The sequence below is a fragment of the Stenotrophomonas sp. SMYL8 genome (assembly GCF_036320065.1).
GTDB classification, from domain to species: domain Bacteria; phylum Pseudomonadota; class Gammaproteobacteria; order Xanthomonadales; family Xanthomonadaceae; genus Stenotrophomonas; species Stenotrophomonas maltophilia_A.
Genome location: NZ_JAWIRR010000010.1, coordinates 85815 through 102417, shown reverse-complemented (window position 1 = coordinate 102417; position 16603 = coordinate 85815). Strand labels below are relative to the sequence as shown.

Genomic DNA, 16603 nt, shown 5'->3' with positions numbered 1-16603 from the left:
CCGCCCGGGCCCGCCGCCGGGCGCGCGGCGCGCCGCGGCGGTCCCCACCCCCGCCCCCCCCCCCCCCCCCCCGCCACTACCGAAGCCTCAGCGCAGCTTCGCCAGCGCCTGGCCCAGCTGCACCGGGCTTTCGGCGCCCAGCTGCGGGGCGAACTCGGCTACGCCCGGCGGCAGCAGCACGATCACGGTCGAGCCGTAGTTGAAGCGCGCCATCTCGGCGAAACGCTCCAGCTGGATGCCCTGGCCGCGGTAGTCCTTGCGGGTGATGCGGTCACCGTAGGCCGGAATTTCTTCGCCGCTCCACACGGTTTCCACGCCGGACACCAGCAGCGCACCGACCATCACGCTGACCATCGGGCCGAAGCTGGTATCGAAATGGCAGACCAGGCGCTCGTTGCGCGCGAACAGGCGCGGCACGCCGTTGACGGCGGCCGGGCCGACGCTGAACAGGCGGCCGGGCACGTGCACGGTTTCGCGCAGGGTGCCGGTCCACGGCATGTGCACGCGATGGTAGTCGCGCGGCGACAGGTACACGGTGGCGTACAGGCCGTCGTTGTACGGCTTGGCATCCTCGTCACTGCCCAGCAGTTCGGCGGCGGTGAACGACTGGCCCTTGGCCTGGAAGATGCGGCCGGCCTCGATCCTGCCGAGCTGGCTGATGCGGCCATCGGCCGGCATCACCAGGCTGCGCGGATCGGCATCGGCCACGCGCGCGCCCGGCTTCAGCGCACGGGTGAAGAACTGGTTGAAGGTGGCATAGCTGCGCGGGTCCGGGTTGGCCGCTTCGTCCAGATTGACGTTGAACTTGCGGGTGACCGTGTCGATCAGCCAGCGCGACACGCGCGGATCGTCCGAGTACGCCAGCGAACGCGCCATCGAGGACAGCAGGCGGTGGGGCAGGGCGTACGTCAGGGCGGTGGTGAGGCTCATGGGGCGGTTTTCTCGGTCAGCTTCTGCAGGTCGCGGGCAATGGCCGGCGCGTTGAACGGGGGGCGTACCAGGCCGGCAAGGCGGCCCTGCGGGTCGAGCACGGCCAGGCTGGCCGAGTGCTCGACGGTGTAATCCTCGGGGTTCTCGTCGAAGTGCTTGCCCGACACCTTCTGGAACACGAAGCCCAGCGAGGTGGCGAAGCGCTCCAGCGAGGGCACATCGGCGGTGGCGGCCAGGGTGTCCTTGTGGAAGCCGTGCACGTACTCGCCGAGGCGGGTGGCGCTGTCACGGTCCGGGTCGACCGAGATGAACAGCACGCGTGGGCGCAGGCTGTCGGGCAGGGCTTCCCACTGGTTCTGCGCGCCGGCCAGCTCGGCCAGGGTGGTCGGGCAGACGTCCGGGCAGAAGGTGAAGCCCAGGAATACCAGGGTCCAGTGGCCCTTCAGTTCGCCCGGGATCAGGCGGGTGCCGTCGGACTGGGCCAGGTTGAAGTCGGGCAGTTCGCGCGGCTGCGGGTACAGCGTGATCGCTTCGGTGGCCGGGGCATTGGCCGGCGGTTTCGGCGCGAACACCTGCTGGGCGGCCAGCAGGCCGAGACCCGCCGCCAGGGCGATCAGCAGGATGATGCCGGCGTTGCGATTGAACATGGGAGCCCCCGCGCGAAGTGGGCTCCATCATACCGGCTGCGGCCCGATCGTTTCTGCCGCAACGGATGCCGCCGCGGGCGCCAGCCCCTATAATCGGGGGCCACTTTGCCCGCAGTACCGCCATGACCGCTGAAACGGCCGCCGAACTCCACACGATCATCGATCTGATCCGCTACGGCACCAGCCGTTTCAACGAAGCCGGGCTGACCTTCGGTCACAGCTACGACAATGCGCTGGACGAGGCCACCCAGCTGGTGCTGCACAGCCTGCACCTGCCGCACGACCTCGGCCCGGCGTACGGCCAGGCGCGTCTGCTGCAGGAAGAGAAGGTGCGTGTGCTGGAACTGTTCCAGCGTCGCATCGACGAACGCATCCCGGCCGCCTACCTGACCGGTGAGGCCTGGTTCGCCGGTCTGAGCTTCAAGAGCGACAAGCGCGCCCTGGTGCCGCGCTCGCCGATCGCTGAACTGATCGAGTGCGGCTTCGAGCCGTGGTTGGCCGGCCGCGATGTCAGCCGTGCGCTGGACCTGTGCACCGGTTCGGGCTGCATCGCCATCGCCATGGGCCACTATTACCCGAACTGGGAAGTGGACGGTGTCGACCTGAGCGACGACGCGCTGTCGCTGGCCGAGGAAAACAAGGAACGCCTGCAGGCGCACAACGTGACCCTGCTCAAGTCGGACCTGTTCAACGGCCTGACCGGTCGCCACTACGACCTGATCGTCACCAACCCCCCGTACGTCACCAACGACGAGACCGATGCCCTGCCGCAGGAATACTCCTACGAGCCGGAGATGGGCCTGCGTGCCGGCGACGACGGCCTGGACCTGGTGCTGAAGATCCTGCGCGATGCGCCGCTGCACCTGAGCGAAGACGGTCTGCTGATCTGTGAAGTGGGCGAATCCGAGCAGCACCTGATCAAGCTGCTGCCGGAAGTCGACTTCGCCTGGATCGAATTCAAGGTCGGCCAGATGGGCATCTTCGCGGTCGAATGCCGCGAGCTGATCGCCCACAGCGCGCGCATCACCGAGCTGGCGGCGCAGCGCCCGTGAGCTCCAATTCGTTCGGCAAGCTGTTCACCGTCACCACGTTCGGCGAGTCGCACGGGCCGGCCATCGGCTGCGTGATCGATGGCTGCCCTCCGGGGCTGGCGCTGGACGCGGCCGAATTCGCCCACGACCTGCAGCGTCGCGCTACCGGCAAGAGCCGGCACACCTCAGCGCGCCGCGAGGCGGACGAGGTCGAGATCCTGTCCGGCGTGTACGAGGGCCTGACCACCGGCACGCCGATCGCGCTGCTGATCCGCAACACCGACCAGCGCAGCAAGGATTACGCCAATATCGGCCAGCAGTTCCGGCCGGGTCATGCCGACTACAGCTACTGGCACAAGTACGGCATCCGCGACCCGCGCGGTGGCGGCCGTTCTTCCGCGCGCGAGACCACCATGCGCGTGGCCGCCGGCGTAGTCGCCAAGAAATGGCTGGCCGAGCGCTTCGGCGTGACCGTGCGCGGCTACCTGTCGCAGCTGGGCGAGATCACCCCGGCCGGTTTCGACTGGTCGGCGGTGGAAGACAATCCCTTCTTCTGGCCGCACGCCGCACAGGTGCCGGAACTGGAGGCGTACATGGATGCGCTGCGCAAGTCCGGTGATTCGGTCGGTGCGCGCGTGGACGTGGTGGCCGACAACGTGCCGCCAGGCTGGGGCGAGCCGATCTACGGCAAGCTCGATGGCGAACTGGCTGCCGCGCTGATGAGCATCAACGCGGTGAAGGGCGTTGAGATCGGCGACGGTTTCGCCAGCGCCGCACAGAAGGGCACCGAACACCGCGACCTGCTGACCCCGCAGGGCTTCGCCAGCAACCATGCCGGCGGCATCCTCGGTGGCATCTCCACCGGCCAGCCGGTGGTTGCGTCGATGGTGTTGAAGCCGACTTCCAGCCTGCGCCTGCCGGGCCCGTCGCTGGACACCGCCGGCAACGTGGTCGAGGTGGTCACCACCGGTCGCCACGATCCCTGCGTCGGCATCCGCGCCACCCCGATCGCCGAGGCGATGGTGGCGATGGTGCTGATGGACCAGGCGCTGCGTCATCGGGCGCAGTGCGGCGATGTCGGCACGATCACCCCGCGTATTCCCGGGCAGATCGATGGCTGACACGCGGCCGACCGTGTGGGTGAGCCAGCCGCTGATCGACGCGGCCATCGCGCCGCTGCGCGATCGCGTGCAGCTGCGCAGCACCGACACCGTCACCGCTTGGTCGCCCGACCAGATCGCCGAACAGCTGGCCAGCGCCGACGGCGCCATCATCACCCTCAACGAGCGCATCGGCGCGGCCCAGGTGGCCGATGCCGCGCAGCTGCAGGTGATCGCCAATGTCGGTGTCGGCTACAACAACCTGGACGTCGACGCGCTCAGTGCGGCCGGCATCCTCGCCAGCAATACCCCGGACGTCCTGACTGAAACCACCGCCGATCTCGGTTTCGCTCTGTTGATGGCCGCCGCGCGCCGCATCACTGAATCCGAGCGCTGGCTGCGCGAAGGCCAGTGGAAGCAGTGGTCGTTCCAGACCATGCTCGGTGCCGACATCCACGGCAGTACGCTGGGCATCCTTGGCATGGGCCGCATCGGCCAGGGCATCGCCCGCCGCGGCGCGCATGGTTTCGGCATGAAGGTGCTGTACCACAACCGTTCGCAGCTTCCGGCCGCGATCGAGGCGGAGGTGGGGGCCCGTTACGTTGACCTGGACACGCTGCTGGCGCAGTCCGATCACCTGCTGCTGGTGCTGCCGTATACCCCGGCCTCGCATCACCTGATCGATGCCGCCGCACTGGCGAAGATGAAGCCGTCGGCGACGCTGGTGAACATCGCCCGCGGCGGCCTGGTCGATGAGATCGCGCTGGCCGATGCGCTGGCCAACGGCCGCCTTGCTGCAGCGGGTCTGGATGTGTACGAAGGCGAGCCAAAGGTACGCCCCGAACTGCTGGCGCTGCGCAACGTCGTGCTCACTCCGCACATCGGCAGCGCCTCGCTGGCCACGCGCACGGCGATGGTACAGCTGGCCGTGGATAATCTGGTTGCCGGGCTCGGCCTGGACGGCGGCCCGTCGCGCATGCCGAGCGCGATCAACGCTGACGCGGCGATGGCCGCGCGCGTGACTCTGGGCAAAAAAACCGGGAAACGATAGGGAACCTCCGCGCGCCCCGCCTGAGGAGGTTCCCCGAACCCAGCTGTCGTGCGTGTTTCTTCCCCATTCCCGTTTTCGTGAGAGTTTTCCCCCATGAGCAATGCACAGCGCAGTTTCCACGTTGCCGTCGTCGGTGCCACCGGTGCGGTCGGCGAGACCATGTTGTCGATCCTGGCCGAGCGTGATTTCCCGGTCGGCACCCTGAGCGTCCTCGCTTCGGAACGTTCGGCCGGCGGCGAGATCGAGTTCAACGGCCAGAAGGTCAAGGTGCAGGACCTGGCCACCTTCGATCCGACCGGTGTCGAGATCGCGCTGTTCTCGGCCGGTGGCAGCGTGTCCAAGGAATACGCACCGAAGTTCGCCGCTGCCGGTGCGGTGGTGATCGACAACTCCTCGGCCTTCCGTTACGACGATGACGTACCGCTGGTGGTGTCCGAGGTCAATCCGGAACAGGTGGCCAACCGTCCGCGCGGCATCATCGCCAACCCGAACTGCTCGACCATGCAGATGCTGGTGGCGCTGGCGCCGCTGCACCGCAAGTACGGCATCGAGCGCATCAACGTCTCCACCTACCAGTCGGTGTCCGGCGGTGGTCGTTCGGCCACCGAGGAACTGGGCAAGCAGACTGGCCAGCTGCTCAGCTTCCAGGAAATCGATCCGCAGCGCTTCCCGGTGCAGATCGCCTTCAACCTGATCCCCCACATCGATGACTTCCAGGACAACGGTTTCACCAAGGAAGAGATGAAGCTGATCTGGGAGACCCGCAAGATCCTCGGCGACGACAGCATCCTGGTGAACCCGACCGCGGTGCGTGTGCCGGTGTTCTACGGCCACTCCGAGTCGGTCGCGATCGAGACCCGCGACAAGGTGACCGTCGCAGAAGCGCGCGCGCTGCTGGAGCAGTCGCCGGGCATCGAAGTGGTCGATCGTCACGAAGCCGGTGGTTACCCGACCCCGGTCACGCATGCGTCGGGCACCGACGCGGTGTACGTCGGCCGCATCCGTGAGGACCTGTCGCACCCGCGCGGCCTGAACCTGTGGATCGTGTCGGACAACGTGCGCAAGGGCGCGGCGTTGAATGCCGTGCAGCTGGCCGAGCTGGTCGCCGCCGAGCAGCGCTGATCACAGCGGTTGCCTCACCGGTAGTGGCGGGGGCGGGGGGGGGGGGGGGCGCCCCCCCCCCGCCCCCCACTACCGAAGGTCTCCCATCGGTGGGTGCGGACCCCGGTCCGCACGCTTTATAGTGTCGCCCATGAATAAACGGGCCAAGGGCGCAAAGCGCCCGCTCACCTATCTGTCCGCCGCACTGCTCGCCCTGGCCAGCAGTTCGGCGCTTGCCCTGGGGTTGGGCGACATCCGGGTCCTGTCCAAGCCGGGCCAGCCCCTGCTGGCCGAAATCCCGGTGGTCTCGGCGGACCCGTCCGAACTGGAAAACCTGCGCGTGGCGCTGGCCTCACCGGTCACCTTCGAACGTGTCGGCCTGCAGCGGCCAACCGGACTGGTCAGTGAACTGCAGTTCGAACTGACCCGCGACACGCAGGGCAGGGCGGTGGTGCGCGTCACCTCGCAGGCGCCGGTGGAGACGCCGTCGCTCAGCTTCCTGATCGAAGCCGACTGGGGCCAGGGCCGCCTGGTGCGTGAGTACTCGGCACTGGTCGATGCGCCGCCCAGTGCGTTGGCCGTGGCCGAGCCGGAAATCGTCGCGCCGGCCGGTACGCTCTCCAATACCATCGTGCGCGAACCTGCACCGGCTTCGGTGCCAGCAGCAGAGACGCCCACGACGCCGCCACCAGCGGTGGCGCCAGCACCGGCACGCCCGCGTGCGGCCTCCGCGCCAGTTGCTGCACCGGCGGCGGATGGCAGCATCACCGTGCAGCGCGGGCAGACCCTGTCGCAGATCGCCAGTGCGGTGGCACGTGGCAACCAGGTCAGTCGCGACCGCGCGATGATTGCCCTGCTGCGTGCCAATCCCGAAGCCTTCATCCGCGGCAACGTCAACCTGCTCAAGCAGGGTGCGGTGCTGCGCATGCCCGGCAGTGATGCGCTTGCTGCGGTCGACGCTGCCGACGCGGCGACGCTCGTGCGCGAGCATGCCGCGCAATGGCGGCAGGCGCGTACCGTGCCGCAACCGGTGGGCATGGCCGCACCGGTTGCCAAGGCGGCAGCCACGAGCGCTTCTTCCCCGGCTGCGGCCAATGGGGCACGACTTGAGATCGCTCCGGCGCTGGCGTCCGACGCCGCGCACGCGGGCACAACCACCGGCACCGCTGCCGGCAGCGAGGGTGACATGCTGGGCAACGAACAACTGCGCCAGGCGCGTGAGGACATCGCCACCCGCGATGCCGAGATCGGCGAACTGAAGCAGCGCGTGGCCGACCTGGAAAAGCTCAAGGAACAGCAGCAGTCGCTGATCGCGATGAAGGACAACGATCTGGCCGCCGCGCAGCAGCGCCTGGCGCAGGCACCGGATGCCCGCGATGCGGCAACGCCGTGGTACTGGCTGGGGCTGCCGGTGCTGCTGCTGGCGGCGGGCGCCGCCTGGCTGCTGCGTCGTCGCAAGCCGTCGCCGCTGCCGCCGCTGCGTGAGGAAGACGATGCCGCCGGCCTGGCCGCAGCGGTGCCGGCGGGTGCGGCGCTGGATACGCTGGCCGAGCAGTCCTCGTGGTCATCGGCTGTTGCCGGCAACGGCCGCCAGGAACCGGCGATGCCCGACTGGGCGACCGAAACCGAAGTGCACGACGTAGTGGTCGCCGAACCTGTCGCCGAGCGCGCGGTACGGGCCGACTGGCAGGCCGACACGCTGCGCGACGAGGACGCGGTGGCCTTGCCCGAAGCGGTGACCGATCTGCCGCGCTGGGACGATTCCGCAACCACCGCCGACGAGGCTGCCGTCGCCGTGCCGCTGCAGGACGAACGCGTTGTACTGCAGGCGCCGGCCGACGTGGCGGTGCCGGATTACGCACTGCATGCCGAACAGCAGCCGCAGTTCCGCGGCGTGTTCGATCTGCCGGCCGACGCGCATGACAACGAGGCGCCGGCGGATGCCGCTCATCCCGAAGCCATCGACGGCATCGACCATGGCAGCATCGAGGCCTCTCATTCCGACGACATCGCGTCGAGCGCGGCCGCGCCTGCCGGCGACGCCGGCTGGTCGCCACGTGCCGGCCAGGAGCGCCTGGAACTGGCCATTGCCTACCTCGATCTGGGCGACGCGCAGACGGCGCGCACGCTGTTGCTGGAAGTCGCCGAAGGCGGTGACCTGCACAGCCAGGCCCAGGCCCGCGAACTGCTGGCCCGCCTGCCGTGACCGAATCTGCCGACAAGGACCTTGCCATGAGCCGCGAACGCCGCATCGACTACGTTGAATTCGCGTCCAGCGACCCGGCTGCCAGCCGTGCCTTCTTCGAGAAGGTGTTCGGCTGGTCGTTCGTCGACTACGGCAGCGACTACACGGCGTTCGACGATGGCCGCCTGCAGGGCGGCTTCTTCCGTGGCCAGCCGCAGCGGGCCAGCGACAGCGGTGCACCGCTGCTGGTGCTGTATGCCGACGCACTGGCACCGGTCGAGGCCGCCGTGCGCGACGCCGGCGGCGAGATCGTGCGCGCGGTGTTTTCTTTCCCCGGTGGCAGCCGCTTCCAGTTCGTCGAGCCCGGTGGCAACGAACTGGCGGTCTGGTCCGAACGCGATCCGGCCTGAGCGCCGCCCCATCCGCAACATCGAGGTAGCACATGCGTTATGCGCTTGGCGTCGAGTACGACGGCAGCGATTTCAGGGGCTGGCAGAACCTGGGCGAGGGTGGTCCCAGCGTGCAGGCCAGCCTCGAGCAGGCCCTGTCATCGGTGGCTGATGCGCCGCTGCAGGTGATCTGCGCCGGCCGTACCGATGCCGGCGTGCATGGCCAGTGCCAGGTCGTGCATTTCGATACCGACGTGGTGCGCGATCCGCGCGCCTGGATGCTCGGCACCACCACCCGCCTGCCGCGCTCGATCGCGGTGCGCTGGTGCGTGCCGGTGGCCGATGATTTCCACGCCCGCTTCTCCGCGCGTGCGCGCCGCTATCGCTATCGTCTGCTCAACCGCGAGGTACGGCCTGCGCTGGACCGGCAGACCCTGAGCTGGGAGCGCCGTGCGCTGGACGAGACCCTGATGCATGCCGCCGGCCAGGCATTGCTTGGTGAGAATGACTTCAGCGCGTTCCGTTCGGTGCAGTGCCAGGCGCTGCATGCGCGGCGTGAACTGCAGTCGCTGCAGGTCAGCCGTCATGGCGAAGTGATCGAAGTCGCAGTACGTGGCAATGCATTTCTTCATCACATGGTCCGCAATATCGTCGGATCGTTGATCCTGGTGGGCAGCGGCGAAAAACCGGTGGAATGGATCGCCGAACTGCTGGCCGGGCGCGACCGCACCGTAGCTGGTCCCACCGCACCGCCGCAGGGCCTGGTGTTCCTTGGGCCCCTGTACCCCGACAACTGGCATCTGCCCGCCGAGGTCACGCTATGAGCCGTTCCTACTACCGTACGCGCATCAAGTTCTGTGGAATGACCCGTGCCGGCGACGTCCGCCTGGCCGGTGAGCTGGGCGTGGACGCAGTGGGTTTCATCTTTGCCCGCGAGAGCAGCCGCCGGGTTGCACCGGCCGAGGCCCGCGCGATGCGCCAGGCGATCGCGCCGATGGTCGACGTGGTGGCGCTGTTCCGCAACAACAGCAAGGAGGAAGTGCGCGAGGTGCTGCGTACGGTACGTCCGACCCTGCTGCAGTTCCATGGTGAGGAAGACGAAAGCTTCTGCCGCAGCTTCAACATGCCGTACCTGAAGGCGATCGCCATGGGCGGCCGTGAAGAGGTCAACGCCCGCACCCTGCAGCTGCGCTACCCCAGCGCTGCCGGCTTCCTGTTCGACAGCCACGCCCCGGGTGGCGGTGGCGGCACCGGCGTGGCGTTCGACTGGGGCCGCGTTCCGACCGGGTTGCACCGGCCGTTCCTGCTGGCCGGTGGCCTGAACCCTGAGAACGTCTACGATGCCGTGCTGGCGACGCTGCCGTGGGGCGTGGACGTCTCCAGCGGTATCGAGCTGGAGCCGGGCATCAAGGACGGCTACAAGATGCGCACCTTCGTCGAAGAAGTGCGTCGCGCGGATTGCACCGTTCTGGAGTGATCCGCGTCACCTGAGGGGTCACCCGGAATGTCATCGTCGACGGTGCATTCCGCCGTGCCGTGAAGGCGGGCGAATCCTGAATGCGATGAATATCACGCTTTCGGGTAATTCAGGTTCCAGCGCCAAAAAGTCGACACCCCCCGAACATCTGATCGGACACAATGCGCCCAGCCTGTCTTGGCTGGGTGCGATGCCGTGTGCGTGTCGCTGGCCGCACCCTTGATATACGCCCTACCTTTCGAACGAGGACGCAATGGATATGCCCCATCTCTCTTCCCGCCGTATCCGCCTGGCCCGCCTGACGCTCGTGCCCAGCCTGCTGCTTGCCTTGGGCGCGTGTGCGGCCGGTGACTCATCCGCCCCGACCGCATCGGCACCGGCCGCTGCCGCACCGGCAGATGCACCTGCCACAGCACCGGCCACGGTTCCGGCGGCAGCACCGGCAGCCGACGGCCTGGCTGCGCTGATCCAGGCCAGTGGCGTGAAATGCAGCAACGCCAGTACAGGCAGCGGCTGCACGGCGGGCGATGTGGACAGCGGTGATTTCTACGATGTCGAACTGTCGCCGGACTGTGGCGACCAGGGTTTCTTCGCTGGCGTAGCCGATGCCAAGGGCGTGGAGACGTTGAGTGCGGTGCCATCCACCGGCAGCAAGGCCAGCGTGACCGCGAAGCTGTCGAAGGGGCAGCTGGTCTGCGTGCAGGGCATCGGACGCACCGGACAGAATCCGCTGTTCTATTACGTCGTTGCGGTTCCCGCTGCGACGGTCGGCAAGTGCAAGGGCAACACGTTGTGTGACACCTATGGCGACAGGCCGATCACTGGCCTGGCGACCACGGGGGGCGAGGCCTGCCATGCGGCGGCGCCGGGACGTTACGCCGGGAACTGCGCACAGGGCTGGGTCAGTGCGGACGTGCTCGACGTGTTTTCCAACGGAATGTAATCACCGCCAGGGGAGCGGTCCAATCAACCACTGGCAAAGGAACAGCTCATGTCGGATCCAAAAATCACCCGGCTGATCAGCAGCGTAGGTACCACGCGCACGCTGGAAATGGACGATGGCAGTGTCGTCGAACGATCAGGCGGCAGCGTCTCGTGGCGCAACAACAATCCTGGCAACCTCAAGTTTGAATTCGCCGGCAGCGCGGACAAGACGGTAACCAATCCGCGTACCCGCGAGCAGGCGCTGGAATCGGCGCAGGGGCGCTACAAGGGCGTGGTCGATCTTGACCAATGGGGCAACGCGGTTTTCGAAAGCTATGAAGCCGGCCGGGTGGCGAAGATCCAGCTGCTCGAACGCCGGTTCGGCGACAAGACCGTGGAGGAAATGCTGCCGAGCTACTCCACCAAGGATTACAGCGGCACCACCCACCACAAGGAGCAGGCGGCCACCATCTATGCCGAAGGCGATCGCCAGGGTGTCGACCTGCGCTCGAAGACCGTCGGCCAGATGAGCGTGCGCGAGCGTGAAGTGCTGGCCGACGGCATCCGCCGTTTCGAGGGCTGGCAGCCGGGTGAGGTTGCCACGCAGCAGCCTCCCACGCGCACACCGGCGGCTGCGCCCGTGCAGACCCAGACCCAACCGCAGGTACAGACGCCTTCGGCGGCGGCGCCCGCTGCGGGCCAGGCCGCGGCTGCAGTCGGCAGTGCCGCACTCTACAACGAGGCCTATCAGCATTTCATGGCCTCAGGCCGCCAGTACGAATACGGGCGCCCGGACCATCCGCGCCCGGGTCGCGACAGCAGCCGGCTGGAGCGTGACCTCGATGGTGACGGACGCTTCGGCGTGGATTGCTCGGCGTTCGTATGGCGCGGCCTGAAGAACGCGGGTTACGACGTGCGTGGCGAGAACGCTGCGGGGTTCACTACGTCGACGCTGTTCAATGGTGCGAACACCACGGCTTACGCACGCGAGCATTTCGATGTGACCTCGGCTGCCGAAGCACGCAAACCGAACGGAACGCTGAAGCAGGGCGACATCCTGATGTTCTCCTCGTCGCAGGGCCAGCATGTCGGCATTTTCAAAGGCTACGACGCGCAGGGAAACATCCAGTTCATCGGTTCACAGGGAAGCACCGGGCCGGCCGAAGTCACCATCCGGCCGGGCGGGTACTGGGATGGCGGAAGCACCCGCATCGTTGGTGCGCTGACACCGAAGCCGGAATTCCAGGTGCGCGCGCCGCTGCACGGCAATGGCGAACCTGCGCTGTCCCGGCCAACCGCCACCGTGCAGCCGGCTGCATCACACGCGGCCGCCAGCGAGGTGATGAAGCAGGGGCAGCGTGGCGCCGACGTGCAGGCGTTGCAGCAGACTCTCAACCAGCTCGGTGTGCGTGATGCGCAGGGCCATCGGTTGTCAGAGGATGGTCGTTTTGGTGATCACACCCGCGAAGCGGTGATCGCGCTGCAGAAACAGCAGGGGCTGGTGGCCGATGGGATTGTCGGTCGCCAGACCGCTGCCGCGCTGGCGGCGGGCCGTGCGCAGGGCCATGAACCTGCAGCGGCTGTACCGAAGGGGCCGTCGCTGAACGATGCATCGCATCCGGACCACGCACTGCACAACGCCGTCCGCAGCAAGCTTCCCAGCGTGTTTTCCGAAGAGGCTGCCGCCAATATCACCCTGCATGCAAAGCAGAACGGAATCGACGCGGCCGACAAGCTGCAGAGCATCACGGTGCAGGATGGCAAGGCGTTCGTGATGGGCACGACGCCGGGCTTCCGCACCGCGGTGGACCTGGCCCAGGCGCCGCCGTCGCTGGAGCAGACCAGTGCCAAGCTGCTGGCAGATCCTTCGCACCAGCAGCAGGTGCATGAGGAGCAGCAGCGGGTCGCGATGGGCGGTCGCTGAGGCCTGTGTTGCCGGCTCCGGGCGGTGAACGCCGCCCGGGGCCTCGTCTCATTGCAGCTGTGCTGCTGCCCAGTCGGCCAGGGCGTCCACCCGTGCATCGGCCGGGCCATCCGGCCGCGCCAGCACCCAGAAGCCGCCGGTGGCGGTAAACCCCCACGGTGCGACCAGCCTGCCTGCTGCCAGATCTTCGGCCACCAGTGGCTCCGGTGCGATCGCCGGGCCCAGCCCGGCCACGGCTGCTTCCAGCAGGTAGTACAGATGTTCGAAAGCGGTGCCCAGCTGCAGCTTCGCGGTGTCCAGATCGTGCGCCTGCGCCCACGCCGGCCACGCCTGCGGCCGTGAGCTGGTGTGCAGCAGCGTTTCCTGCAGCAGCGCCGAGGGCGGTACCTGCCGCAGGCGCTGCGCGGCCGGATGCGAGGGTGCCACCACCACGCCGACCCGTTCCGGCGCCAGCTCACGCACCTGCCAGCCCCGTGGCCACGGCCCCTGCGCCAGCAGCAGCACGGCATCCAGCGCCGCCTGTGCTTCGGTGAAACTGCCATCCAGCGCCGACCACTGCAGGCGCACGCCGGGCAGGGCGGCCTGCAGCACGGGCAGGCGCGGGATCATCCAGCGCGCCAGTACGCTGCCGCTGCAGCCCAGCACCAGTGCTGGGGCCGCCGTCGGCCGGCGCAGCTCGCGCACGCAGTCTTCGATGCCGCTGAACGCCTCGCTGCACGCGGCCTGCAGTCGCGTGCCCGCAGCGGTCAGACGCAGCCCGCGGCCGGCACGCTGGAACAATGCCAGGCCGAGATGATCCTCCAGCAGCTTCAGTTGCCGGCTGACCGCGCCGTGGGTGACATGCAGGTCGTGTGCGGCGCGGCCAACGCCGCCGAGACGGGCGGTGGCCTCGAACGCACGCAGCGCATTGAGGGGAGGCAGCAGGGAACGACTCATGTGAGATTTCCTGACGATATGCGCCAGATAATATCCATTTTCCGGTCACGACCCGTGCGCTAGAGTATCCACCTGTCTCGAACCAGCGGTCGCTTCCATGTCTGCCTCCCCCATTGCCGACTACCACGCCTTCCCGGATGCCCAGGGCCACTTCGGCCGCTACGGCGGCAGCTTCGTTGCCGAAACCCTGGTCGGCCCGCTGCAGGAACTGGCCCAGGCCTATGACCAGGCCCGCCAGGACCCGGCATTCCAGGCCGCTTACGACCGCGACCTGGCCCATTACGTGGGCCGGCCGAGCCCGATCTATCACGCCCAGCGCCTGAGCGACCATGTCGGCGGTGCGCAGATCCTGCTCAAGCGCGAGGACCTGAACCACACCGGTGCGCACAAGATCAACAACACCATCGGCCAGGCGCTGCTGGCCGCGCGGATGGGCAAGAAGCGCATCATCGCCGAGACCGGTGCCGGGCAGCATGGCGTGGCCAGTGCCACCGTTGCCGCGCGCTTGGGCCTGGAATGCGTGGTGTACATGGGCGCCACCGACATCGAGCGGCAGAAGATCAACGTCTACCGAATGAAGCTGCTCGGTGCGACGGTGGTGCCGGTCACCTCCGGCTCGGCCACCCTGAAGGACGCGCTCAACGAAGCGATGCGCGATTGGGTGACCAACGTGCAGGACACCTTCTACATCATCGGCACCGTGGCTGGTCCGGATCCGTACCCGCGCATGGTGCGCGATTTCAACGCCATCGTCGGCCGCGAAGCACGCGAGCAGATGCTGGCCGAGTACGGCCGCCTGCCGGATGCGATCACCGCCTGCGTCGGCGGCGGCAGCAATGCCATCGGCCTGTTCCATGCCTTCCTCAACGATCGCCAGGTCGAGATCGTCGGCGCCGAAGCTGCCGGTGATGGCATCAGCACCGGTCGCCATGCCGCCTCCATCGCGGCGGGTCGCCCCGGCGTGCTGCACGGCAACCGCACCTATGTGCTGTGCGACGACGACGGCCAGATCATCGAGACCCACTCGGTGTCGGCCGGCCTGGACTATCCGGGCGTCGGCCCGGAGCATGCTTTCCTGGCCGATACCGGCCGTGCGCGCTACCTCGGCATCACCGATGAAGAAGCGCTGCAGGCCTTCCACCTGCTGGCGCATACCGAGGGTATCCTGCCGGCACTGGAGTCCAGCCACGCACTGGCACAGGCGATCAAGCTGGCGCGTGAGCGTCCGCGTGACCAGATCGTGCTGTGCAACCTGTCCGGTCGTGGCGACAAGGACGTGCACACCATCGCCGCGCGCGAAGGGCTGGTGCTGTGAGCGCGCTGCTGCGGAACAGCGGGGTGCTTCTGCTGGTGCTGGGCCTGGCCGCGTGCCAGCCGCCGGAACCGCCAGTGCTTGCGCCGGCCGCCAAAGCCACCGCGCAGTCCGCACAGCAGCCGGCCGCCAACGATGACCTCGACCCGATGGCGCGTACGCCGATCGTCGATCCGCCGTCTGCGGAAGAGAGCAACGGCGACAACGCCCCCGCCGTCGCCTCGGTGGCACTGGACCATGCCGGCGAAGTGCTGGTCGGCCAGCACATGGGGGACCTGAAGTCACTGGGGCCCTGGAAGGCACAGGGCGCGAAAGAGTTCTTCGAAGGCGACTGCGAGTACTACGACGGCAGGGGGTTGCCGCCGGGCGTGTCGATGATGACCGACGACGACCGCGTGGTCCGTTTTGATCTGAAGCCGGGCGACGACCCGGAACTGCCGGTTGAACAGCCCGGTCCATTCGGCCTGCGCATCGGCATGACCCGTGCCCAGGCCATGGCGCAGTTCCCGAAGCCGCCGGTATCCAGCCCGCATGCCTACGACGGTGACCAGGGCGAGTACCTCACCTGGCAGGACCCGGGTTCGGACCTGGGTATCCGCCTGGAACTGTTTGAAGGGAAGGTCACCCGGATGTACTGGGGAACCAGCGATGCGATTGAACTGATTGAAGGATGTGCCTGAAATGCCCGTATCCCGACTCGATGCCTGTTTCCTGCGTCTGCGCGAACAGCAGCGCAAGGCGCTGATTCCCTTCATCACCGCCGGTGATCCCTCGCTGGAGGCGACCGTGCCGGTCATGCACGCACTGGTCGAGGCCGGCGCCGACGTGATCGAACTGGGCGTGCCGTTTTCCGACCCGATGGCCGACGGCCCGACCATCCAGCGCAGCTCCGAGCGCGCGCTGGCGCGTGGTGCTGGCAGCCGCTACGTGCTGCAGGCCGTTGCGCGGTTCCGCGAGCGTGACGCTCAGACGCCGGTGGTGCTGATGGGCTACCTGAATCCGGTGGAGATCCATGGCTACGCGGCCTTCGCAACGGCAGCCGTGGAGGCAGGTGTGGACGGCGTGCTGCTGGTCGACCTGCCGCCGGAAGAAGCCGGCGAAGCGCAGCAGGCCTTCGATGCAGCGGGCCTGGCACTGGTCCTGCTGGCGTCGCCGACTACCAGCGAGGCGCGCGCCGACAAGCTGCTGGCGCTGGCCCGTGGCTACCTCTACTACGTCAGCTTTGCCGGTGTCACCGGCGCGTCCGAGCGCCTGGACAGCGATGCCGCCAGTGCCCGCCTGCAGGCCCTGCGCGCGCGCGCTTCGGTGCCAGTGGTGGCCGGCTTCGGCATCAAGGATGCCGACAGTGCTGCGGCGATGGCCCGCCAGGCCGACGGCGTGGTGGTCGGCAGCGCGCTGGTGGCGGCGCTGGCCGAAGCGGGCTCGGCTGAAGAGGCCGCACAGCGCGCTCGAACCTTCCTGGCTCCGCTGCGGCAGGCGCTGGACGCCTGAGGGGTAGTGCCGGGCGCGGGGCGGCCCCCCCCCGGGCCCCCGGGGGGGGGGGGGTTGGCGGCCAGCGGCGGGCACGTTACCGCCACGCACACGCAGTCCCCCCCG

General features: G+C 68.1%; 16 protein-coding genes. 13 read left to right on the top strand and 3 right to left on the bottom strand.

Going from position 1 to position 16603, the window contains the following annotated elements:
* Positions 1-87: 87 nt before the first annotated feature.
* Together asd and V3B25_RS10605 are read right to left on the bottom strand one after the other, a co-directional pair.
* Positions 88-930 carry an archaetidylserine decarboxylase gene (gene asd / locus V3B25_RS10610; protein ID WP_006381472.1) on the bottom strand — a complete coding sequence of 281 codons (843 nt, stop codon included), beginning with the start codon at positions 928-930 and terminating at the stop codon, positions 88-90.
* Positions 927-1577, bottom strand: coding sequence for an SCO family protein (locus tag V3B25_RS10605; protein WP_329810641.1), 651 nt, complete (start codon positions 1575-1577; stop codon positions 927-929). Before V3B25_RS10605 ends, asd begins: the two co-directional genes overlap by 4 nt.
* A gap of 122 nt (positions 1578-1699) precedes the next feature.
* On the opposite strand from V3B25_RS10605, the gene prmB reads away from it, so the two are divergent.
* The 10 genes from prmB to V3B25_RS10555 all read left to right on the top strand — a co-directional run bounded on the left by prmB (position 1700) and on the right by V3B25_RS10555 (position 12759).
* The gene (prmB, locus tag V3B25_RS10600; RefSeq protein WP_032128243.1) at positions 1700-2629 is read left to right on the top strand and encodes a 50S ribosomal protein L3 N(5)-glutamine methyltransferase; all 930 of its coding nucleotides are present in this window, start codon (positions 1700-1702) and stop codon (positions 2627-2629) included.
* Positions 2626-3729 carry a chorismate synthase gene (gene aroC / locus V3B25_RS10595; protein WP_049423823.1) on the top strand — a complete coding sequence of 368 codons (1104 nt, stop codon included), beginning with the start codon at positions 2626-2628 and terminating at the stop codon, positions 3727-3729. The genes prmB and aroC overlap by 4 nt, the downstream gene beginning before the upstream one ends.
* Positions 3722-4759 (top strand): D-glycerate dehydrogenase, encoded by a 1038-nt coding sequence (locus tag V3B25_RS10590; protein WP_329810640.1) that lies wholly within the window; start codon positions 3722-3724, stop codon positions 4757-4759. Before aroC ends, V3B25_RS10590 begins: the two co-directional genes overlap by 8 nt.
* A gap of 93 nt (positions 4760-4852) precedes the next feature.
* On the top strand, positions 4853-5881 hold the full coding sequence (locus V3B25_RS10585) for an aspartate-semialdehyde dehydrogenase (RefSeq protein WP_053500248.1): 1029 nt from the start codon (positions 4853-4855) through the stop codon (positions 5879-5881).
* Between the two features lie 130 nt (positions 5882-6011).
* On the top strand, positions 6012-8066 hold the full coding sequence (locus tag V3B25_RS10580) for a FimV/HubP family polar landmark protein (RefSeq protein ID WP_329810639.1): 2055 nt from the start codon (positions 6012-6014) through the stop codon (positions 8064-8066).
* Positions 8067-8092: 26 nt separating this feature from the next.
* Entirely contained in the window at positions 8093-8455 is a 363-nt protein-coding gene (locus tag V3B25_RS10575) for a VOC family protein (protein ID WP_032128247.1), read from the top strand.
* Positions 8456-8487: 32 nt separating this feature from the next.
* Positions 8488-9258 (top strand): tRNA pseudouridine(38-40) synthase TruA, encoded by a 771-nt coding sequence (gene truA, locus V3B25_RS10570; protein WP_134952017.1) that lies wholly within the window; start codon positions 8488-8490, stop codon positions 9256-9258.
* Positions 9255-9911: a phosphoribosylanthranilate isomerase gene (locus V3B25_RS10565; RefSeq protein WP_019660598.1), complete on the top strand. Its 657-nt coding sequence runs from the start codon at positions 9255-9257 to the stop codon at positions 9909-9911. The genes truA and V3B25_RS10565 overlap by 4 nt, the downstream gene beginning before the upstream one ends.
* A gap of 253 nt (positions 9912-10164) precedes the next feature.
* Complete coding sequence (locus V3B25_RS10560; protein WP_080355441.1) at positions 10165-10854, top strand: hypothetical protein; 690 nt, start codon at positions 10165-10167, stop codon at positions 10852-10854.
* 48 nt (positions 10855-10902) lie between these two features.
* A complete protein-coding gene (locus tag V3B25_RS10555) occupies positions 10903-12759 on the top strand; it encodes a peptidoglycan-binding protein (protein ID WP_329810637.1) in 1857 nt (618 codons plus the stop codon).
* Positions 12760-12807: 48 nt separating this feature from the next.
* Here V3B25_RS10555 and V3B25_RS10550 read toward each other — a convergent pair whose 3' ends face one another.
* Positions 12808-13695, bottom strand: coding sequence for a LysR family transcriptional regulator (locus tag V3B25_RS10550; RefSeq protein ID WP_329810636.1), 888 nt, complete (start codon positions 13693-13695; stop codon positions 12808-12810).
* A gap of 97 nt (positions 13696-13792) precedes the next feature.
* Between V3B25_RS10550 and trpB the strand changes: the two genes are divergently transcribed.
* The 3 genes from trpB to trpA are packed head-to-tail and all read left to right on the top strand — an operon-like array spanning position 13793 to position 16498.
* Positions 13793-15010 carry a tryptophan synthase subunit beta gene (gene trpB / locus V3B25_RS10545; protein ID WP_014647880.1) on the top strand — a complete coding sequence of 406 codons (1218 nt, stop codon included), beginning with the start codon at positions 13793-13795 and terminating at the stop codon, positions 15008-15010.
* Positions 15007-15687 (top strand): hypothetical protein, encoded by a 681-nt coding sequence (locus tag V3B25_RS10540; protein ID WP_049423832.1) that lies wholly within the window; start codon positions 15007-15009, stop codon positions 15685-15687. Before trpB ends, V3B25_RS10540 begins: the two co-directional genes overlap by 4 nt.
* A 1-nt stretch (position 15688) precedes the next feature.
* Complete coding sequence (gene trpA / locus V3B25_RS10535) at positions 15689-16498, top strand: tryptophan synthase subunit alpha (protein ID WP_049423833.1); 810 nt, start codon at positions 15689-15691, stop codon at positions 16496-16498.
* Positions 16499-16603: the final 105 nt, after the last annotated feature.